The organism is Chryseobacterium urinae (genome assembly GCF_030518295.1).
Lineage (GTDB): Bacteria > Bacteroidota > Bacteroidia > Flavobacteriales > Weeksellaceae > Chryseobacterium > Chryseobacterium mucoviscidosis.
On the sequence record NZ_JAULSJ010000011.1, the window covers coordinates 60,608 to 78,371 of the forward strand.

A 17,764-nucleotide genomic window follows, 5' to 3' on the forward strand; every position below is an offset into this window, starting at 1 on the left:
AATTATTTTTTAATGCGTCGAGTTTTGTCGCTGACCCCATTTATCTTTGCCTCAGTAAGATAACATCAAAGCAATTATTATATCAAGCTAAAACCAATAGTCATTTCCCGGAAATCTATTGGTTTTACTTGTCTAAAGTTGTTAAATGTTTCTTTAAAAAAAAGTGAAAATCATATGAAAAAGACAACCATTCTTTCTTTGGACGGAGGCGGAATAAGGGGAATTATCACCTGCATTATTCTGCGTTACATCGAAGAGCAGCTTCAGTTGTATGATAAGCCAAGCGCCAGACTTGGTGATTATTTCGACTTTGTTGCGGGAAGCAGCACCGGCGGACTGATTGCTTCTATTATTCTTTGTCCCGATGAACACCGAAAAGCAAAATATTCTATCCAGAAAGGATTAGAATTGTATGCTGAAAAAGGTGGCGACATATTTCAGGTTTCTTTTTGGGAACGTTTGGTCAATCCTTTCGGACTTCTGAACGAAAAGATCTCTCAGGAAGCTCTTGAAAAAAATCTGAATGATTTTTTTGGAAATTTAGAATTAAAAGAACTCATAAAACCATGCCTTATAACAAGTTACGATATAGAAAACAGAAGAGCAAAGCTTTTCAATTCCTGGAAAGCGAACTTAAGTACCGATAATTTTTATGTAAAAGACGTTTGCAGAGCGACTTCTGCAGCTCCTACATATTTTAGCCCGGTTCAGATAAAATCCATGTACGGACAGATTTTCAGCCTGATCGACGGTGGGATGTTTGCCAATAATCCGGCTTTGTGCGCGTACGCAGAAGCCAGAAAAATTCCGTTTGCAGAAGTTTTGAAAAATCATCAGAAAGCCAATCATCCGAGCGTAAATGATATGATTGTTGTTTCCATCGGAACAGGCATCGAGGCAAGATCTTATTCTTTCAAAAAACTGGAAAAATCCGGAAAAATTGGCTGGGTGAACCCAATAATCGATATTTTGATGTCTGCCAATGCCGAAACAGTAGATTATCAGCTTTCTCAGATGTTTCAGACTTTAGGATTGAGAAATCAGAAAAATTATTACCGGCTTAATCCTTCATTAAAAAATGCTTCTCCTGCAATGGATAATGTAAAAAGATCGAATATTGAAAATCTTATACAGGCAGGATTATGTTATATCGACGAAAACAGAGAAACTTTAAACCAGATAGTACAAAAACTGATTAAAAACAAAATATAAGCTTTAAACCTTATAATAAATCAATATAAGCTTTTTTAATTATATTTAAATAATAACTAATCATTATCAATCATGAAGACAATATTTACATTTCTTATACTCAACATTCTATCTTTTATTGCAGGCTGTTTTATTTTTTGTTAGACTACTTCAATCCTCCGGTCACAAAAGATGGACATCCATATATGCCGATTGAAAATGTAATATGTTCGGTAATCGCTGCTTTTGTCTCTACCATTCTATTTTTCATCTTCATCAGAAAATATATTACAGAAAAATTTTAATTTTTTTGAAAATAATAAATAATACGTCAAGTTTTGACGTTTGCTGCTCCTACATTTGAAATATAAAATAAAACAGAGCAGAAGAACAATTAAAATAAATTTTGAATTCAACATTTACGATAAAAACATATTCAATTTTTAACACCAAATAAAAAAAACAAAATGAAAACACAACATCATTATTCTGACATTATCTTCGACAGAACCCGTTACACCATTGAATGGAGCGATATTGAAAATGCTGAAACAGATTACGACAATTATCTTAATGACATCCAAACCTCTTGCGACGGATTTTTAAAAATGATGACCTTTAAGAAAATATATATCAATTAATTTTTAAACACATCAAGTTCTGCCGCTGTTCAGCAGTCTGGTATACTACTATCCTTGTTTCGTTTTTCTAAATTCTTCATTTTTCAAATGTTGAACAGCCGGAACTGTGTTTAAAAATCATCATCAAAACATCTACATAAATCAATAAACAAAAAATTACATATATTATGATAACAAAAGAAGAACTAAAACTTTACTTTGAAAAAGGGGATCAGCCCACACAAAATCAATTCTGGGAATGGATGGACTCTTACTGGCATAAAGAAGAGAAAATATCACTTAAATCTACTGATCTTTTAGCCACAGAACAACATCTTATGTACTCTTTAACAGACAGCACAGAATTATTAGGTGTAGCCAAAGCAATTGTTATTCCAGAGGGGGTAAAAGTTATTGGCGCAAGTAGTTTTTCTTTCAGCGGTATTACTAAAAATTATATTACAAAAATTACGTTTCCGGATACTTTAGAAAAAATAAAAAACACTGCATTTTTATCTCAATATATAACTGGAAGTATAAATATCCCTAATAATTGTAAAGTCATCGAAATCAATGCATTTAATAGCTATAATATTAATATATCTGAATTAATTCTGGGAGAAAATTTAGAATACATAGGAGCTTCCGCATTTTATTTATCCGGATCCACTAAACTATTCAATCTGTACATCCCAGATTCAGTAAAGTCAGTAGGACAAAACGCTTTTTATATCCCTTCATTACAAACCGTCTCTGCACCCGCTGGTTTAGATCTTAACACCGCAGGAATTCCTGCAACAGCAGTGATTACATACAGAGACTTACCAGAATAACTTTAAAATTAAAAAATGACAACAAAAGAAGAATTAAAACTTTATTTTGAGAAGGGAGACCAGCCTAAACAAGAGCATTTCTGGGAATGGATGGATTCTTATTGGCATAAAGAAGAGAAAATAGCTTTGGATTCTCTGCCAGATATAATTGATACCTCTGAATTTGCAACCTTAACTTACGTGAACGAAAAAATTGGAGCAGATGACGGCGGAGTCTGGATCTTTCCGGATAATTCAAAATAATCAATTATGAAATTTAGAGAAATTATAATAAAAAGTATAAATATTGCAGAAGGCAATTATACTAATAATCAGGACGAAATTAAATCTTTTGAGCCCCTTGAAATATATCTGGTTCCGAGAAAAGAAGGATCACACGAACGTTTTGTTACCGATAATAATGGAATTATTTCCAAACAATCTGCTGACAGCAGTGATACATTTGATAACATAACCAATAGAGGGAACTCTACAACAAAGAATGAAATCGTTTTGGCTTCTGCAAAAGGAAGATCTGCCGCACTTGGATTTAATGAAAAAACTTCCGGATATTATTTTGGTGACATGAATCCCGAGCATACCGGAAGTAATAATTTAGGTTTCGGGATTAATACTTTAAAAAAGTTAAGCTCAGGATCCTATAATACCTCTGTCGGTTGTTACAGTCTTTCTGAAGTCTCAGAAGGAAGCAATAACACAACTCTTGGATACGCTACTGCATATCAGCTAAATAGATCATCTACAAATGTATTCATTGGGCATTATACGGGGTTTAATTTGAGATCAGAAATATTAGAATCGGATTTAGCAAATATTTCTCCCGCAGCAGCAGCTTATATGAAAGAACAAGTTGCGTTATCAGGATACAACGGTACATCATTTAATTCTTCTTTAAACACTTATGTGGGTGGGGCTATCAATAGTAACGGAAGTACTCCTGTAAGAGCAGCCATGTCAACTATTATCGGAGCGTCAACTTTAAATAATACGTTATACAGAAATTTTAATAATATTGTAATTGGTGCAGGAAATTATATGAGGACAGCAAACTCTGCGATGAATAATTCAATCATCATTGGTAACTGCATTAATTTACCTAATCAGGTAGATGCTTTGGTAATTGGCTCAAATAAATCGCGCAGGATTAATTCATCGGAAGCAATTATATATGGAGAGCTGCCCAATAACAGACTATCTATTAACGCTCCTTTAACAATCCCCTCTCAATACATGCCAAATGCTCAGGGAAGTTCCGAGTTTTCCAAAAATATCGTAGCAAAACCAGACGGTACTTTTGGATGGGAAAACAAAACGGAATATATACCCTTTACTGGAGCAGATTCTACAAAACCTGTTACCGGAGATATTTTTATAAAAGACTCTTCTAATTATACGCAACTTACCTCACAATATATTTTTAGCGCAGATAATTCTGACACTGGAAGTCTACTCGGTTCTGATGGTATAAAATTTATTGAAATCGGTTCAGATGTTGCGAGCATATCAAAATCAGGTATTGTAACTCAAGGAGAATCATTTACCATTACTTGTAACAAACCAAAATCAAGAGGGCTCATTGGATATTATGATTACACCGATAATATAGACGAGCTAGATTATGTACAAAAGAAATATATTGACAAAAAATCATCTTACTCTAAAACAGAAATCAAAACAAACGGTAAATGGATTAATGGAAAAACAATTTATACAAAAACGGTATTTTATGATGAAATTCCCCAAAACGGCATTATAGAAATTTATAAAGATTTTGAGAATATAGAAACAATAATTTCCAATCAAATGTTTACAGAATGGTGGGCAAACGAAATTGCTTTTGCAGGAAACCAATGGAATGGAGAACTTTTCATAAGCATAAATCAAATGCTAGTAAGAATACTAAATGTGAAGATTCCAAATTCTGATTATTCTAAAATTGATTCATTTACTCTTACTTTAGAATACACTAAATTAACTGATTAACAAAATACTGATTCAAATTTATGCGAATCACAAATTAGATTCAGAATTTATTTCATAAAAAAATAAAACACGACAAGTTTTGTCGCATTAACCGCATATATTTGTGGTAGAAACTTTTAGCAATGAAAAAAGATTTTTATCTTACAAGATACGCTTTAATTATAAAAAGATTGGAAAGTTCTCCGGCTACCTATTCACAGCTGGAAGAGTATCTGCTTAACTCCTTTGAATTTCAGGATGCGGGGATAAAGGGTTACTCTATCCGTACACTGCAAAGAGATATCCGGGAAATTTCGGATCTTTTCAATCTCTCCATTCATAATAAAAAGAAGGGAGACAATCGTTATTATATTGAGAGCCGCCCGATTATGGAAGTGGATGAATACAACCAGAAGTTACTGGAATCTTTTCAGGTAAGCAATGCGCTGAATCTTCATCCTGATTTTTCTAATCTTATATTTTTCGAAAGCAGAAAGCCGACAGGTGTTGAGCATTTTTATGATCTTTTCTTTGCTATCCGTAACAAAAGAATTGTTTCCTTTGAGCACTACAACTATAAAAATAAGCTGATGACTTCCAGGAAAGTTCATCCGTTGGCTTTGAAGGAATCTAAAGACAGATGGTATCTTATTGCTATTGATACGAAAGACAAAATGCTGAAGTCTTTCGGACTAGACAGAATTAATTATCTGGATGTTTCTAAAAATAATTTTAGGGAGAAATACAAATACAATTTCCGCGAACATTTCAAAAATGCTTTTGGGGTAATGAATCTTGCGGAGCAAAATCCACAGAAAATTGTTCTGAAATGCAGCAGGCATCAGGGAGAATACATCAGAAGTTTTCCTCTTCATCAGTCTCAGAAAGAAACCAAAGAAACACCGGAAGAAATATTTTTTGAGTTTTTCCTGCATCCTACTTACGATTTTATGCAGGAAATCCTTTCCTTTGGAAAAGAAGTTCAGGTACTCGAACCTAAAGTTTTAGTTAATGATATCCGCAAAAATCTTCAGGAGTCTTTAAACAGGTATCTTGAAAGCTAAAAAACTTATCATTTCGATACGTTTTTTTGATTACTTTTACATAAATATACCAAAGTGAAATCTTTTTTTGTACTTCTTTTTTGCGGTGTTTTTTCTTTCTGCTTTTCACAGCAGACAGAGGAATTTAAACTCATTAAGAATTATTATAATCAGCATCGTTCAATGCTTGGCAAAGAGTTTAAGAAAAAATTTGATGCGGAGACCGATAATTATCATAAAGCATCCATAAAGCTAGATTATATGCTTTTCATGCAGAAAATGGACAGTGTAGAAAATGTCGCGCTTACAGGAGCTTTGTTAAAAACCAAAAACCTTGAAGATCTTAGCAAATTAAAATTACTGAAAACTTTGTCTCCTGAGCTTTCTGCGGCTCCTTCGGTAGTTACAGATAAAATGGCAGATTATCCGGGGGGAATAAATCAGCTTCGAAAAGAAGTGGCTGATCTTTTTTACCTCGGTGGTGTATATTCCGAAGTAAAAACCGTAAAAACTAATGTGGCTTTTATTGTAGAGAAAGATGGCAGCATCAGCAACGTTCAGGCAGAGGGAGATAATTTCACGTTCAACAGACAGGCAGAAATTGCTCTTTATTCTGTTTCACAAAAGTTTTCTCCGGCTATCATCAACGGTGATCCGGTACGATATCGTTTTCGGCTTCCTTTAACCATGAATATTGAACCATAAATGTTTACCGACGAATATTTCATGAAAATGGCTCTTCATGAAGCTGAAACCGCGTTAGAAAAAGATGAAGTTCCTATCGGATGCGTAATAGTCTCCAATAACAGAGTGATTGCAAGAGCCCATAATCTCACTGAAACCTTAAACGATGTAACGGCTCACGCAGAAATGCAGGCAATAACTTCTGCTGCCAATTTTCTGGGTGGAAAATATTTAAGAGACTGTACTCTCTATGTCACAATGGAACCTTGTGTAATGTGCTCCGGCGCATTGTCTTGGTCACAAATTTCGAAAGTTGTCATCGGAGCAAGAGATGAACAACGGGGGTTCATCAATAAGAACCTTTCTCTTCACCCCAAAACAGAAATCGTTACAGGTATTTTAGAAAATGAATGTTCTTTAATTGTGAAAGAATTCTTTAAATCTAAAAGATGATATAAAAGTTGAGGTTGAGGTTAAGGTTAGGATATTATTTATCAATCGCTTTTTAAATCTGAACCTCAACCTTTTACTATAAATTTTTACCCAAAAAATATAAGCCTTTCAAAGTATGCAATCTGTCCATCACGTGAATCTTATCCGTTAGAGGTTTGTAGACATGAGAGACTCCGCCGGTTGCCACCACAAAACAATCATCGTTTACCTCATCGTTTATTCTGTCTATGAATCCTTCTACCATTCCCAGAAATCCGTAGACCATTCCGCTTTGCATACAGGTTACCGTATCTAAACCCAGAACGGTTTTGGGCTTTACCAGCTCAATTTCCGGAAGCTGAGCGGTCTGGCTGATCAAAGAATTAAGTGCAGTAACAATTCCCGGGGCGATAATTACTCCCAAAGTTTCTCCGCTTTCTGCAACACAGCTCGCCGTGAGTGCAGTTCCGAAATCCAGTACAATTTTTTTTCTGTCGGGATACATATTATGAGCCGCAACAAGGTTTGCATAAATATCAGTTCCCATCTGTTTAGATTTTGCCTGGACTTCGGAAGGCGTATTTCTGTCAACAATCACAGGATGAATATTGTGGATCTTTTTTATTGCTGCACTCATCACTTTTGTAAGCTGAGGTACAACAGATCCGATAATGACTTTACTGATTTCTGCAGGCTCAATTTTATAGGTCTGATACAGCATCAGCATTTGTACGTATAATTCGTCTGCCGTTCTGTATGGTTTTGTATTAATTACCCAGGAAATATCACAGTTGTCTTCGTTAAAAAGTCCGAATCTGATATTGCTGTTTCCTATGTTTATTACAATTGACTTCATTTATTTATTTTCAAAAAGATGGAAATCTCCGATTAATTTTAAGGCACTAAATTTACTGATTTTAGTAAAACTACGGTTTAGATTTTCTTGTATTTAAGAAACTATTATTTATATTTAAACCTAAAATCACTTCAACTCAAATTTTCATGAAAAAACTGATTCTGCTATTTTTATTTCTTTCGGGAATTAACGCTTTCTCACAGACTGCCGCCGGCGCAAAAGAAGTATTTGAAAAAATAAAAAAAGAAGCAAAGATCGACGGAAGCGATAAGACGGTTTACCATATTCTGGACGAGTTCTACAACAAGAGCTTACAGGCTGAAAATGATGAAATGACCACGAAAACGATTGAAAAAATCCAGAATCTGCTTTCCGATCCTTCTACAAAAAATATTCACCTGCTGATGTTGTTTTTGATGTATCAACAGCATATAAGCCAGACAGCAATGGTTGGCAAAAAGCCTAATTCTGAATTTCAGGTAGAAACAATGAAAATATTGAATAGTGAATTTCAAAAAATATATGGGAAAATTCCTGCCATCATTTATATTTATACTTATGAATCTTTGGACAGTGCAAACAAGAAGGACGAAGCTAAAGCATTTGCTGCGCAGGGTTTAAAAGAATATCCCGATTCTGTTCCTTTAAAAGTTTATCATTATCTCAATACCAATGATGAAGTCCTAAAAAACGATTTGGTTAAAAATCATTCTAACCACTGGATGGTAAAACAGTTTGGAATTCAATAAAAATTCACTTTCAATTATCACGTAATATCATATAAAAAAATCCCTGAAAAAAACTCTTCAGGGATTTATTATGCTTCATTAAATTTAATTCTATTTCACCTCAACGAAATTATCCGCCATATTTACATCAGCAAGTCTTTGGCTGAAATCTATTCCTAAAACCGATAACTGTGATTTTGTATAAGGAATGGTGATGGAGTATTCTTTCTGCGTCCAAGGCCAGTAAGGCATTGTTTTGAATTCTCCGTAAGCATCTTTTTCCTTCCACGTACGAGTCATGTTCATAGGAATCTGATAATTGATTATTTTTTTGTCCGTAGTTATAACACTGAAATCAATCGGCATTGGAACCTGTCCGTTATTCACCAAAGTAATGGTGGTGGATTTTGCATCATATTTTACGTCTTTGATTCCGTAATCTATTGTTTTTGTGGTATTGATCCAGTAATTCTGAAACCATTTCAGATCCATACCCGAAACTTTCTGGGCAATATGTAAGAAATCTCTGTCTGAAGGATGTTTTAGCGCCCATTGATCATAATACTGCTCCAATGTTTCCGCAAGATTCTGTTCCCCCATAATGTAACCCAGCTCAACCAGATACAATTCTCCTTTTACATAAGAAGCATACGTATAGGAAGTTCCGTTATCATGATGATCTCCCAACCAGATTGCCGGTTCTTCGATACCTTTTTTTACAAAATTTCTGTAAGCATTTAAAGAATTGGCAAAAGGATTCGGAAGTTGTTTTGCAGGAGGAAACAACTGATTCATCACATATCCTTCCGCATAACTTGTAAATCCTTCATCCATCCAGGGACGCATCGGTTCATTGGTCGCAAGAATTTGCTGATACCACGAATGCGCTCCTTCATGAGCCATTAATCCCATCAACCCTTCAATATCATTTGCTTCACCTAAAATCATGGTACACATTCCATATTCCATACCTCCATCTCCTCCCTGAATAAAAGAATATGTCGGATACACATATTTCCCGAAATGGGAATTCATCAACTGATAATATTTTGTGATGTAAGGCTGTGCTTCTTCCCAGACTTTTGTTTTATCGTTATTCTGATATACTAAAAAAACTTTCGGACCTTGCGGAACGTCAAAACTTTTTACGATATAGTCTTTATCTGCAGCCCAGGCAAAATCGAGGATATTTTTAGCACTCCACTTCCATGTTGCTTTATTTTTATCTGCTTTAATTTTAGCATTAGCATCATAACCTTTTACTTCAGAAGGATTTTCCAGAATTCCTCCTGCTCCGATGACATACTCTTTGTTGATTTTAATGGTTACATCAAAATCCGAGAACGGTGCGTGAAATTCTCTTCCGATATAATCAAATGTTGCCCAACCGTCGTAATCGTATTCTGCGATTTTCGGATACCATTGCGTCATCGTCATATCCACTCCTTCCCTGTTATTTCTTCCGCTTCTTCTGATTTGCTGCGGAATTACCGCATCCCATTCTAAAGTAAATGTAGTGGATGAATTAGGCTTAATCGGTTCTGCAAGATAAACTTTCATTACCGTCTCCTGAATCTCAAACTTCAGTATTTTCCCGTTCTGTTTGATCCAATGGATATTTTGCGCTCCTTCCTGATCTTTCGGGATCGAAGCTAATCTTGAAACACCGTCTTTCTGCAGTCTGGAATCTCCGTTTTTTCCTTGTCCTGCAACACGCTGATCCATCATCGAATTGGGCTTAAAAGCATTCCAGTACAAATGGAAATAGACAACATTCAGTTCGTCCGGAGAGTCATTTTTGTAATCTAAAGTTTGTTTTCCTTCGTAGGTAAACTTTTCAGCATTCACATCAATATCCATCTTGTATTTCGCACTCTGCTGATAATAAGCTCCCTGCTGAGCATGAAACTGTGAAATGATAAATGCAAACAGGATTGCAACCGATTTTTTCATTTAAAATTTTATTTTTTCTAAAGATAAGTATTTAAAAATAATAATCTATTTAAACACGAATATCACTAATATTCACACAATTTTAAACACAAATAAAATTCGTGTGATTCGTGAAAAATTAGCGTCATTTGTGTTTAATTCAAAAGTTTTTTAATCAAAGTAATCTGTCCCAGATGATAATAGCAATGCTCGATCATGCCATCTATATTTCTGAGATAGGTTCCGTATTTTTCGTCTACAAAAGCCTCGTTCATTTTTGACTCGGGCATTTTCTCTAATAAATCCGCGAACTTTTTGGCATCGCTTAAAAATTTACTTTTCAGGTTTTCCCACTGTTCCGGAGATTCAATCGGAGGTAGGTCGAAGCTGAATTGATCCCTGATTTCCAAATCGCCACCTTCAAAAACGTTAATTAAACCGGCAATATAATAATCAATATGAAAAGTAAGCATTGCGATGGTATTTAAGGAGCCTACTTTGGCTGTTGCCTTTTCCCAAGAAACATCGGAAAGCTGATCTTTAAAGTTGGTATTGGCAATCCATAAACCATCTAATGTGACCTCCCGGAATCTTTTGGCTAATTGTGCTGCTGAACTCATTTGTTTTAATTTTTCTTAAAGATATGTTCTTAACCACAAATTTCACAAATAAAAAACACAATTTTAGGCACAAATAAACTTAGTGAAATTCGTGTGGAAAATTTGCGCCATTCGTGTTTGAATAAACTGAATTCATGTCTCAACAAAAAACCTCAAATGAAAACATCCGAGGTTTATATGTAATTGAAATTAATCAAGTTATTTTTTCGTTGAAGATTCTTTCTTTCCGCTCTGTAAGATCTTTTCTAAGATTCTTAAGGTGATAAGATACGTCGGTTTTACTCCTGTTAATCCTAAACCTCCCGAAGAAAGTGTACTTCCGGTTTCCAAAGGATTATCGGATGCGTAATAGGCATACATCACGAATAAATCCGGAGTAATGTGATGTCTGATCTTCGAAGCCACCTGAATGGCTTTCTGGTAATGCGCCCCTTCCATCTCAAGACCGATCGCTTTCCATGAAGTATTCATAAAATATGAAAGAATATCCCTGTTCTGAAGCGAAGTTCCCAAAACGGTAATCATCGGACCTTCGAAAGCTTTTAATTCATCATCTTTGAAATCATCAAGTTTCAGGGCATTTTCGAACGGATAATTGTCTGCTGTTCCTTCAAAAATATGTGAAGTCGGGATCATGATGTCTCCTTTTCCACCGGCAAGAATTCCCGCTTTACCCATGATGGAAACAGATTTTACCTTCATCATGTACACTTCCCCTTTATGTTCGTAAGGTCTCAGCAATTCGTCCATTATTTCGTAAGCCTGTTCTCCGAATGCATAATCAAAAACCATTACGACATCATCTCCTGCAAATTTAATATCCTGAAAAGGCGTATTTCTGAGATCTGTTTTGCTGAGGTCGATGATCTGCACATCGATATTACTTCCGCTTTTGTCATTAATGTAGATCATTCCCTGTTCCAAAGCGTATTTGGAAACTTTATCGCGAAGTTCTTTTTTGTCGGAAATTTCTCCGTACATTTTGTAATCTACTTCTTTATGATCTTTTTTCTTCAATGCTTCGTTGGCATACAGCATATTTTTCACAGAGTGCATATTGGCAGAAATGATGTGAAGCGGTCTCATGTGAAGATTATTTTCAAACAAAACTTCTTTTACTTTATTCGCCCACTTTTCACCAAAATAGTGATGTCCTACTCTTTCCTTTAAGATAGCACTGAAATGAATTTCCCTTTCTCTGGTCTGTTTTGCATCTTCCAGACTTACTTTCGCAAGGTTGTAGATGATTTTGAATAAACGGTCAGGATTTTCATCATCCCCGAAAGTATTATAAGCCTTTAAAGTTTCATCAAACGTTCTTCCTATTAAAGAAGATAAATGAATAAGGGCAACTTCTTTTTCTCTTCTGCTGAATTTTTTCTCTCCTTTCACCACTTCTTCAATAATTTTGAAGGCTCTTGTCGGTTTCCAGTTTTCATCCTGAATGAAAGCCAGATTGCGAACTTTATCTGCCTCAATAAATAAAAAGGTAAGGTGGGTAAGAATATCATAAATTTCCGAACGCCCCAAAAGAACTTCAATGTTCATCTGGTGTTCATCGATTCTGTAACAGTTTCTTCTTCTTTTTTTAGGAACGATCGGTTCGAAACTTCCTTTATCAAAACCTTCGTCTGATGTAAGATGAATGAAAGCGCATTCTTCGATTCCTTCTGGAAGTCTGTCTAAAACATACATCAAACCATCGAGTTCCACTTTGCTGGGCATACTCATGGTACCGTAAATTTCCGGATTGATCGTCTTCAACAAACTTCTAATGCTTTCTCCTGAAACTCCGCTCGGCTTGAAAAAACCTCTATAAAACAGGTGTCTCATAGATATGTATAGTCTTTCAATTGCCTCGGTGGTTTCTCTTGCTCTAGAATTTGTCATATATTTAAAATTTTTATAAAAAGTCTGCTAAGTTACGAAAAATATTTTAAATGATATTATTAATTTGTTAACCAGCATTTTAACGCAATTAGCGTAACAAACAAAAATTATTTTTCTGTCTTAAAATTAAGATTTTTGAGGTGTTCTTTTCTAAAGTATCAGCAATAAATTTTCTTAATATTAAAAGTTACAGTTTAAAGTTCGATTCATTTTCTCATATATTAATAGGTATAAAAATTTCAATTCGGGAATTCAAGCCCCTTTAAAAACTCATTATATTTTAAAATTATATTAAATTTCAAAAGCACCCCTTAAATTTTTAGGGTAAAATATTTTTCAATTCAATTTTTTTGTAAATTTGCCCCGTAAAAATTAACCTAATATGTCAACTTTAAGATTCAAAGCGTTAGAAACTTTACCATTCAAGGACTTCAGAAGAGATAATTCTGTAGAAGTTCCTGTAAAATTATCAGAATTATTCTGTCAGAATGTTTTCTCTGAGGAAACCATGAGAGAATATTTAACGAAAGAAGCATTCCAATCTATTATGGATGCCGTAAAAAAAGGAAGCAAAATCCAGAGACACATTGCAGATCAGGTTGCGGTGGCTATGAAGGATTGGGCAATGAGCAAAGGTGTAACGCACTACACGCACTGGTTTCAGCCTTTAACAGGTTCTACAGCAGAAAAGCACGATTCATTCTTCACACCAATTGAAGGTGGAAGAGCGATCGAAAGATTCAGCGGAAATTTACTGATCCAGCAGGAACCGGATGCATCTTCTTTCCCGAATGGAGGTATCAGAAACACTTTTGAAGCGAGAGGTTACACTGCTTGGGATCCTACATCTCCTGCGTTCATCATGGGAACTACTTTATGTATTCCTTCGATCTTCATTTCTTACACAGGAGAAACTTTAGATTATAAGGCTCCACTTCTAAGAGCTTTGAACGCGGTAGACGAAGCTGCAACCAATGTAATGCAATATTTCGACAAAAATGTAACAAAAGTAACTCCTACTTTAGGTTGGGAGCAGGAATATTTCTTAGTAGATTCTGCATTATATCAGTCTCGTCCTGATTTGGTTTTAACAGGTAAAACTTTATTAGGACATTCTCCTGCAAAAGGACAGCAGTTGGATGACCACTATTTCGGTTCAATTCCTACAAGAGTAATGAATTTCATGAAAGAATTGGAAATTGAATGTATGAAATTGGGAATTCCGGTTACAACAAGACACAACGAGGTAGCTCCGAATCAATTCGAGTTGGCTCCGATGTTTGAAGAAGTAAACGTTGCTGTTGACCACAACTCTTTGTTAATGGACGTTATGGCAAGAATTGCTCACAGACACCATTTCCATATTTTATTCCACGAAAAACCTTTCGCTGGGGTAAACGGAAGTGGAAAGCACAACAACTGGTCTTTAGCAACTGACACAGGTGAAAACCTTTTAAGCCCGGGAAAAAATCCTAAGAAAAACTTACAGTTCTTAACCTTCTTCGTGAATACAATTAAAGCAGTTCACGAATATGCAGATTTATTAAGAGCAAGTATCGCTTCTGCAAGCAACGACCACAGATTGGGTGCAAACGAGGCTCCGCCGGCAATTATTTCCGTATTCATCGGAAGCCAGTTGTTCAGAGTTTTGGAAGAGCTTGAAAAAGTAACGGAAGGAAAACTTTCTCCGGACGAAAAAACAGATTTAAAACTAAATGTAGTTGGAAAAATTCCTGAAATTTTGTTGGATAACACCGACAGAAACAGAACTTCTCCATTTGCATTTACAGGAAATAAATTCGAGATCAGAGCGGTAGGTTCTTCTGCAAACTGCGCAGAATCTATGACAGTAATGAACACAATTGCTGCAAAACAATTAAACGACTTCAAGAAAGAAGTAGATGCTTTAATTGAAACTGGTCTTAAGAAAGATGAAGCAATCTTCAATGTATTGAGAGAGTACATCAAGCAGTGTAAAAACATTATGTTTGAAGGAGACGGATATTCTGATGACTGGGCTAAAGAAGCGGAAAAGAGAGGTTTAAACAACTTAAAAACAACTCCCGAAGCTCTTAAGCAGGAAATGGATGAGAAATTCTTAGCGCTTTACGAAGAGATGGGAATTTTCACGCACAGAGAAGTTGAAGCAAGAAACGAAATTAAATTAGAAAAATATTCTACGGTTATTGATATCGAAGCAAGAGTGTTAAGTGACATCGCAAGAAACCACATTATTCCTTCTGCGTTAAATTATCAGAACAGACTGATTGAGAACGTTAAAGGGTTAAAAGAAATCTTCGGAGACAAAGAATTCAAGTCTTTGGCAAAAGAACAGATGAGCTTAATCACGAGTATTTCTGAGAATGTTTCTAAAATTAAAGTAGGTGTTGAAGATCTTATCAAAGCAAGAGAAGCGGCAAAAACAGTTACAGAAAGCCAAAAACAGGCTGAAGAATACTGTAATAAGGTAAAACCTTTATTCGACACCATCAGAGAAGCATCAGACGATCTTGAAATGATGGTAGATGATGAGCTTTGGCCAATGACGAAATACAGAGAAATGTTATTTACAAAGTAACATTTGTAAAGTTCCATATTAGTGAAACTCTCCGATTGATCGGGGAGTTTTTTTATGAGGTATGAATTCTTTTTTTAAAACGAATACAGCAGACGTTATAAGAGCCTTAAAAGTAGAGTTAATGAATATAAACACCCGAAAAACCAATCATTTATTAACAAAAATTATAATGGGTATTTTAGAAATATCTGAATTAGGACCCCCACATTTTACGACAATCTGCAATAATTTTGTTAAAGAATCTTAATAAAAAAAACCGCACACCTCCCGAAAACAGGCGGTTGCGGTTTATTTTTTTTTAACATACGTAAAAATTATGTTAAAATGTGTTAAATAAAGAACCTGACAATTGTCATATCGGGGCTCTTTTACTTGGATTCTATATTTTTGTATTGCTTTTGAAAATATACTATCCTTTTTTAACACGGTAATCAAATATATATGAAGAAAAGAGTTTTGTTTTATCTAGTTGCTTTCGTCTCTACTGTATCGTTACAATCGTGTGTTACAAACTACGTAGTTTCAAAACCAGCAACTTACGCTAAAGAATACAAAACAGATGCCAAACTTGCCTCTCTTGAAACAAACAAAATGGAGCAGGATAAGCAGAAATTAATCAACTCATTTCTTGCAGAAAAGGCAGCTACTTTAGCCAACGCAAAAAATTCTATCAAAAATTCTGAGATTGCAAAAGCAATCAAACATAACGCAACAATCGATAACATCTTAAACGAAGCACAGACTTATCTTGGAACGCCTTACCGTTACGGAGGAATGACAAGAAACGGGATTGACTGTTCAGCTTTTGTACTTTCAGTTTTCGGTGCAGCAGCAGGTCTTAGCTTACCAAGAGTAGCAGCTTCACAATCTGAAGAAGGTGAAAGAATAGAAAAAGAAAACCTTCAGAAAGGAGATTTGATTTTCTTTTCTCACGGAAGAAGAATTTCTCACGTAGGAATCGTAGAAAGCGTAACAGAAGACGGAGAAGTGAAGTTTATTCACGCCGCAACTTCAAAAGGAGTCATGATTTCTTCATTGAATGATTCTTATTGGGGTCCAAAATACAGATTCGGAAAGAGAATCATCAACGAAAACGGAGAAGCTTACAATAATCTTGCAACAACAACTCCGGCAGCAAACGCAGCAAGTTTTTAATTTTAAATAATTGATTTAAATAATGAAACCATCAAGATTTTGATGGTTTTTTTATTGTTTAGTTTCTAACTATCCAGTCTTTTGCTTGGCAAAATCCACCCCTTCAGAGAAGGGGAATTGCTTTTTTCTAATACTAAGAAGATAAATAATTTATTTTTAGTTTAATCTGAGTTCGGGATAAGTCTTCTTAAACGCAAGGTTAAACAAAGAGATTAAATTATCAGGAATTCAGCTTTTAAGATATACAAAGGCGTAAAACTTATCAAAGTAATACCATTTTTGTCTTTTTTAAATAAACAAAGTGCCTTTGTTTAGCTTACAAACTTTCAATAAGTAAAAAAATCTTTTGTTTTTCTTTGCGATAAATCAATACAATACTGTAAAACAATTATTTAATTTATTTCTTAATCCGGACTGAGGTTAGTTTAACAAACTAACTTCACCTGTAAAAGCTTCGAGATTGAGCTTAGATCAATCCTTATCTCATTTTGTTATTAAAATACTTTGAAATTGAACTCCTGCGGAGTTCTGATTCTGCATTCTTCATTTATGCTGCACAGATACAATTCCTACGGAATATTTATGTACAGAAAATCCAAAGATAAAATGGTATTAGACAGCAAACGATCGACGATTAACCATCAACTGTAATCTATCCATTTTTATCAATTTCAATATCGAACTGATGAAGGAGTCCATGAATTTCAGAAAGCGAAAATTTAGCCTTCTTAAGCCTGTTTGAAGCCGGATTTATGGAATAGCTGAACGATGTACGGAAATCCGCTTTTTCAAGGTTGGTGTGGTCGAAAACAGCTCCGGAGAGATCGCATCCGGAAAATATTGCGTTCGATAAATCACATTCAGAAAAATCAACCTCAATTAATTTTGAATTTCTGAATAGCGTTTTTTTAATTGTTGTTTTATAAAATATGGAATTGTTGAGAAGACAGCTTTCAAATGTAAACGATAATCCGAATTCGTTGCAGTCGTTAAAATGCAGTCCAAACATTTTACACTCTTTAAAAACCACCTCGCAAAAAGCTGTTGAAACCAGATTCATCATGCTGAGGTTGCAGCCAATAAATTCGCAATCGTTAAAATTATAGCCTGAAAGATTGGCGTATTCTAAATTACAGTTTTGGAAAGTACAGTTTTCGTATTCGCCTTTGTCTAAAGGCTGCGTTAAATTTTTGTTCTCGAAATTCTGATCTGAAAAATAGGATTCTTTCATAAACTTTGT

At 35.0% G+C, this 17,764-nt stretch carries 17 protein-coding genes; 12 read left to right on the forward strand and 5 right to left on the reverse strand.

Annotation, left to right across the window (positions count from 1 at the left end; translation table 11 throughout):
- Positions 1-174 precede the first annotated feature (174 nt).
- The 8 genes from QWT87_RS08925 to QWT87_RS08960 all read left to right on the forward strand — a co-directional run bounded on the left by QWT87_RS08925 (position 175) and on the right by QWT87_RS08960 (position 6,786).
- The gene (locus QWT87_RS08925) at positions 175-1,212 is read left to right on the forward strand and encodes a patatin-like phospholipase family protein (protein ID WP_302715746.1); all 1,038 of its coding nucleotides are present in this window, start codon (positions 175-177) and stop codon (positions 1,210-1,212) included.
- A gap of 446 nt (positions 1,213-1,658) precedes the next feature.
- A complete protein-coding gene (locus tag QWT87_RS08930; protein ID WP_302715747.1) occupies positions 1,659-1,832 on the forward strand; it encodes a hypothetical protein in 174 nt (57 codons plus the stop codon).
- Between the two features lie 167 nt (positions 1,833-1,999).
- Positions 2,000-2,644 (forward strand): leucine-rich repeat domain-containing protein, encoded by a 645-nt coding sequence (locus QWT87_RS08935; RefSeq protein WP_302715748.1) that lies wholly within the window; start codon positions 2,000-2,002, stop codon positions 2,642-2,644.
- 15 nt (positions 2,645-2,659) lie between these two features.
- Entirely contained in the window at positions 2,660-2,887 is a 228-nt protein-coding gene (locus tag QWT87_RS08940; protein ID WP_116098240.1) for a hypothetical protein, read from the forward strand.
- 6 nt (positions 2,888-2,893) lie between these two features.
- Positions 2,894-4,627 (forward strand): hypothetical protein, encoded by a 1,734-nt coding sequence (locus QWT87_RS08945; RefSeq protein ID WP_302715749.1) that lies wholly within the window; start codon positions 2,894-2,896, stop codon positions 4,625-4,627.
- Positions 4,628-4,749: 122 nt separating this feature from the next.
- The gene (locus QWT87_RS08950) at positions 4,750-5,670 is read left to right on the forward strand and encodes a helix-turn-helix transcriptional regulator (RefSeq protein ID WP_288462347.1); all 921 of its coding nucleotides are present in this window, start codon (positions 4,750-4,752) and stop codon (positions 5,668-5,670) included.
- A gap of 162 nt (positions 5,671-5,832) precedes the next feature.
- Complete coding sequence (locus QWT87_RS08955; protein ID WP_302715751.1) at positions 5,833-6,354, forward strand: energy transducer TonB; 522 nt, start codon at positions 5,833-5,835, stop codon at positions 6,352-6,354.
- On the forward strand, positions 6,355-6,786 hold the full coding sequence (locus QWT87_RS08960; RefSeq protein ID WP_076391415.1) for a nucleoside deaminase: 432 nt from the start codon (positions 6,355-6,357) through the stop codon (positions 6,784-6,786). It begins immediately after the preceding gene.
- Positions 6,787-6,862: 76 nt separating this feature from the next.
- Here the strand turns inward: QWT87_RS08960 and QWT87_RS08965 are convergent, their stop codons facing one another.
- Positions 6,863-7,621, reverse strand: coding sequence for a type III pantothenate kinase (locus QWT87_RS08965; protein ID WP_087708562.1), 759 nt, complete (start codon positions 7,619-7,621; stop codon positions 6,863-6,865).
- Positions 7,622-7,767: 146 nt separating this feature from the next.
- Here QWT87_RS08965 and QWT87_RS08970 point away from each other — a divergent pair, with 146 nt between their 5' ends.
- Positions 7,768-8,370, forward strand: a complete 603-nt coding sequence (locus tag QWT87_RS08970) for a hypothetical protein (protein WP_288462352.1) — start codon at positions 7,768-7,770, stop codon at positions 8,368-8,370.
- Between the two features lie 90 nt (positions 8,371-8,460).
- On the opposite strand, the gene QWT87_RS08975 is transcribed toward QWT87_RS08970, so the two are convergent.
- From QWT87_RS08975 to QWT87_RS08985, 3 genes are all read right to left on the reverse strand, one after another.
- Positions 8,461-10,302, reverse strand: a complete 1,842-nt coding sequence (locus QWT87_RS08975; RefSeq protein ID WP_302715754.1) for a M1 family metallopeptidase — start codon at positions 10,300-10,302, stop codon at positions 8,461-8,463.
- A gap of 134 nt (positions 10,303-10,436) precedes the next feature.
- A complete protein-coding gene (locus tag QWT87_RS08980; RefSeq protein WP_302715755.1) occupies positions 10,437-10,901 on the reverse strand; it encodes a DUF1572 domain-containing protein in 465 nt (154 codons plus the stop codon).
- A gap of 198 nt (positions 10,902-11,099) precedes the next feature.
- On the reverse strand, positions 11,100-12,791 hold the full coding sequence (locus QWT87_RS08985; RefSeq protein WP_302715756.1) for a DUF6909 family protein: 1,692 nt from the start codon (positions 12,789-12,791) through the stop codon (positions 11,100-11,102).
- A 382-nt stretch (positions 12,792-13,173) separates the two neighbouring features.
- Here QWT87_RS08985 and QWT87_RS08990 point away from each other — a divergent pair, with 382 nt between their 5' ends.
- The 3 genes from QWT87_RS08990 (at position 13,174) to QWT87_RS09000 (ending at position 17,175) form a co-directional block, all read left to right on the forward strand.
- Positions 13,174-15,369, forward strand: coding sequence for a glutamine synthetase III family protein (locus QWT87_RS08990; protein ID WP_302715757.1), 2,196 nt, complete (start codon positions 13,174-13,176; stop codon positions 15,367-15,369).
- A gap of 441 nt (positions 15,370-15,810) precedes the next feature.
- Positions 15,811-16,524 (forward strand): C40 family peptidase, encoded by a 714-nt coding sequence (locus QWT87_RS08995; RefSeq protein ID WP_076391401.1) that lies wholly within the window; start codon positions 15,811-15,813, stop codon positions 16,522-16,524.
- Positions 16,525-17,034: 510 nt separating this feature from the next.
- Positions 17,035-17,175, forward strand: a complete 141-nt coding sequence (locus QWT87_RS09000; protein WP_302715759.1) for a hypothetical protein — start codon at positions 17,035-17,037, stop codon at positions 17,173-17,175.
- Position 17,176: 1 nt separating this feature from the next.
- On the opposite strand, the gene QWT87_RS09005 is transcribed toward QWT87_RS09000, so the two are convergent.
- Positions 17,177-17,755 carry a pentapeptide repeat-containing protein gene (locus QWT87_RS09005; protein ID WP_302715760.1) on the reverse strand — a complete coding sequence of 193 codons (579 nt, stop codon included), beginning with the start codon at positions 17,753-17,755 and terminating at the stop codon, positions 17,177-17,179.
- Between the last annotated feature and the right edge of the window lie 9 nt (positions 17,756-17,764).

What these genes read in the sequence shown, in the direction of transcription:
- QWT87_RS08970 (WP_288462352.1), top strand. Translation starts at nt 7,768, where the DNA reads ATGAAAAAACTGATTCTGCTATTTTTATTTCTTTCGGGAATTAACGCT.
- QWT87_RS08945 (WP_302715749.1), top strand. Translation starts at nt 2,894, where the DNA reads ATGAAATTTAGAGAAATTATAATAAAAAGTATAAATATTGCAGAAGGC.
- QWT87_RS08955 (WP_302715751.1), top strand. Translation starts at nt 5,833, where the DNA reads ATGCTTGGCAAAGAGTTTAAGAAAAAATTTGATGCGGAGACCGATAAT.
- QWT87_RS09005 (WP_302715760.1), bottom strand. Translation starts at nt 17,755, where the DNA reads ATGAAAGAATCCTATTTTTCAGATCAGAATTTCGAGAACAAAAATTTA.
- QWT87_RS08935 (WP_302715748.1), top strand. Translation starts at nt 2,000, where the DNA reads ATGATAACAAAAGAAGAACTAAAACTTTACTTTGAAAAAGGGGATCAG.
- QWT87_RS08985 (WP_302715756.1), bottom strand. Translation starts at nt 12,791, where the DNA reads ATGACAAATTCTAGAGCAAGAGAAACCACCGAGGCAATTGAAAGACTA.
- QWT87_RS08940 (WP_116098240.1), top strand. Translation starts at nt 2,660, where the DNA reads ATGACAACAAAAGAAGAATTAAAACTTTATTTTGAGAAGGGAGACCAG.
- QWT87_RS08975 (WP_302715754.1), bottom strand. Translation starts at nt 10,302, where the DNA reads ATGAAAAAATCGGTTGCAATCCTGTTTGCATTTATCATTTCACAGTTT.
- QWT87_RS08930 (WP_302715747.1), top strand. Translation starts at nt 1,659, where the DNA reads ATGAAAACACAACATCATTATTCTGACATTATCTTCGACAGAACCCGT.
- QWT87_RS08980 (WP_302715755.1), bottom strand. Translation starts at nt 10,901, where the DNA reads ATGAGTTCAGCAGCACAATTAGCCAAAAGATTCCGGGAGGTCACATTA.
- QWT87_RS08950 (WP_288462347.1), top strand. Translation starts at nt 4,750, where the DNA reads ATGAAAAAAGATTTTTATCTTACAAGATACGCTTTAATTATAAAAAGA.
- QWT87_RS08995 (WP_076391401.1), top strand. Translation starts at nt 15,811, where the DNA reads ATGAAGAAAAGAGTTTTGTTTTATCTAGTTGCTTTCGTCTCTACTGTA.
- QWT87_RS08990 (WP_302715757.1), top strand. Translation starts at nt 13,174, where the DNA reads ATGTCAACTTTAAGATTCAAAGCGTTAGAAACTTTACCATTCAAGGAC.
- QWT87_RS08960 (WP_076391415.1), top strand. Translation starts at nt 6,355, where the DNA reads ATGTTTACCGACGAATATTTCATGAAAATGGCTCTTCATGAAGCTGAA.
- QWT87_RS08925 (WP_302715746.1), top strand. Translation starts at nt 175, where the DNA reads ATGAAAAAGACAACCATTCTTTCTTTGGACGGAGGCGGAATAAGGGGA.
- QWT87_RS08965 (WP_087708562.1), bottom strand. Translation starts at nt 7,621, where the DNA reads ATGAAGTCAATTGTAATAAACATAGGAAACAGCAATATCAGATTCGGA.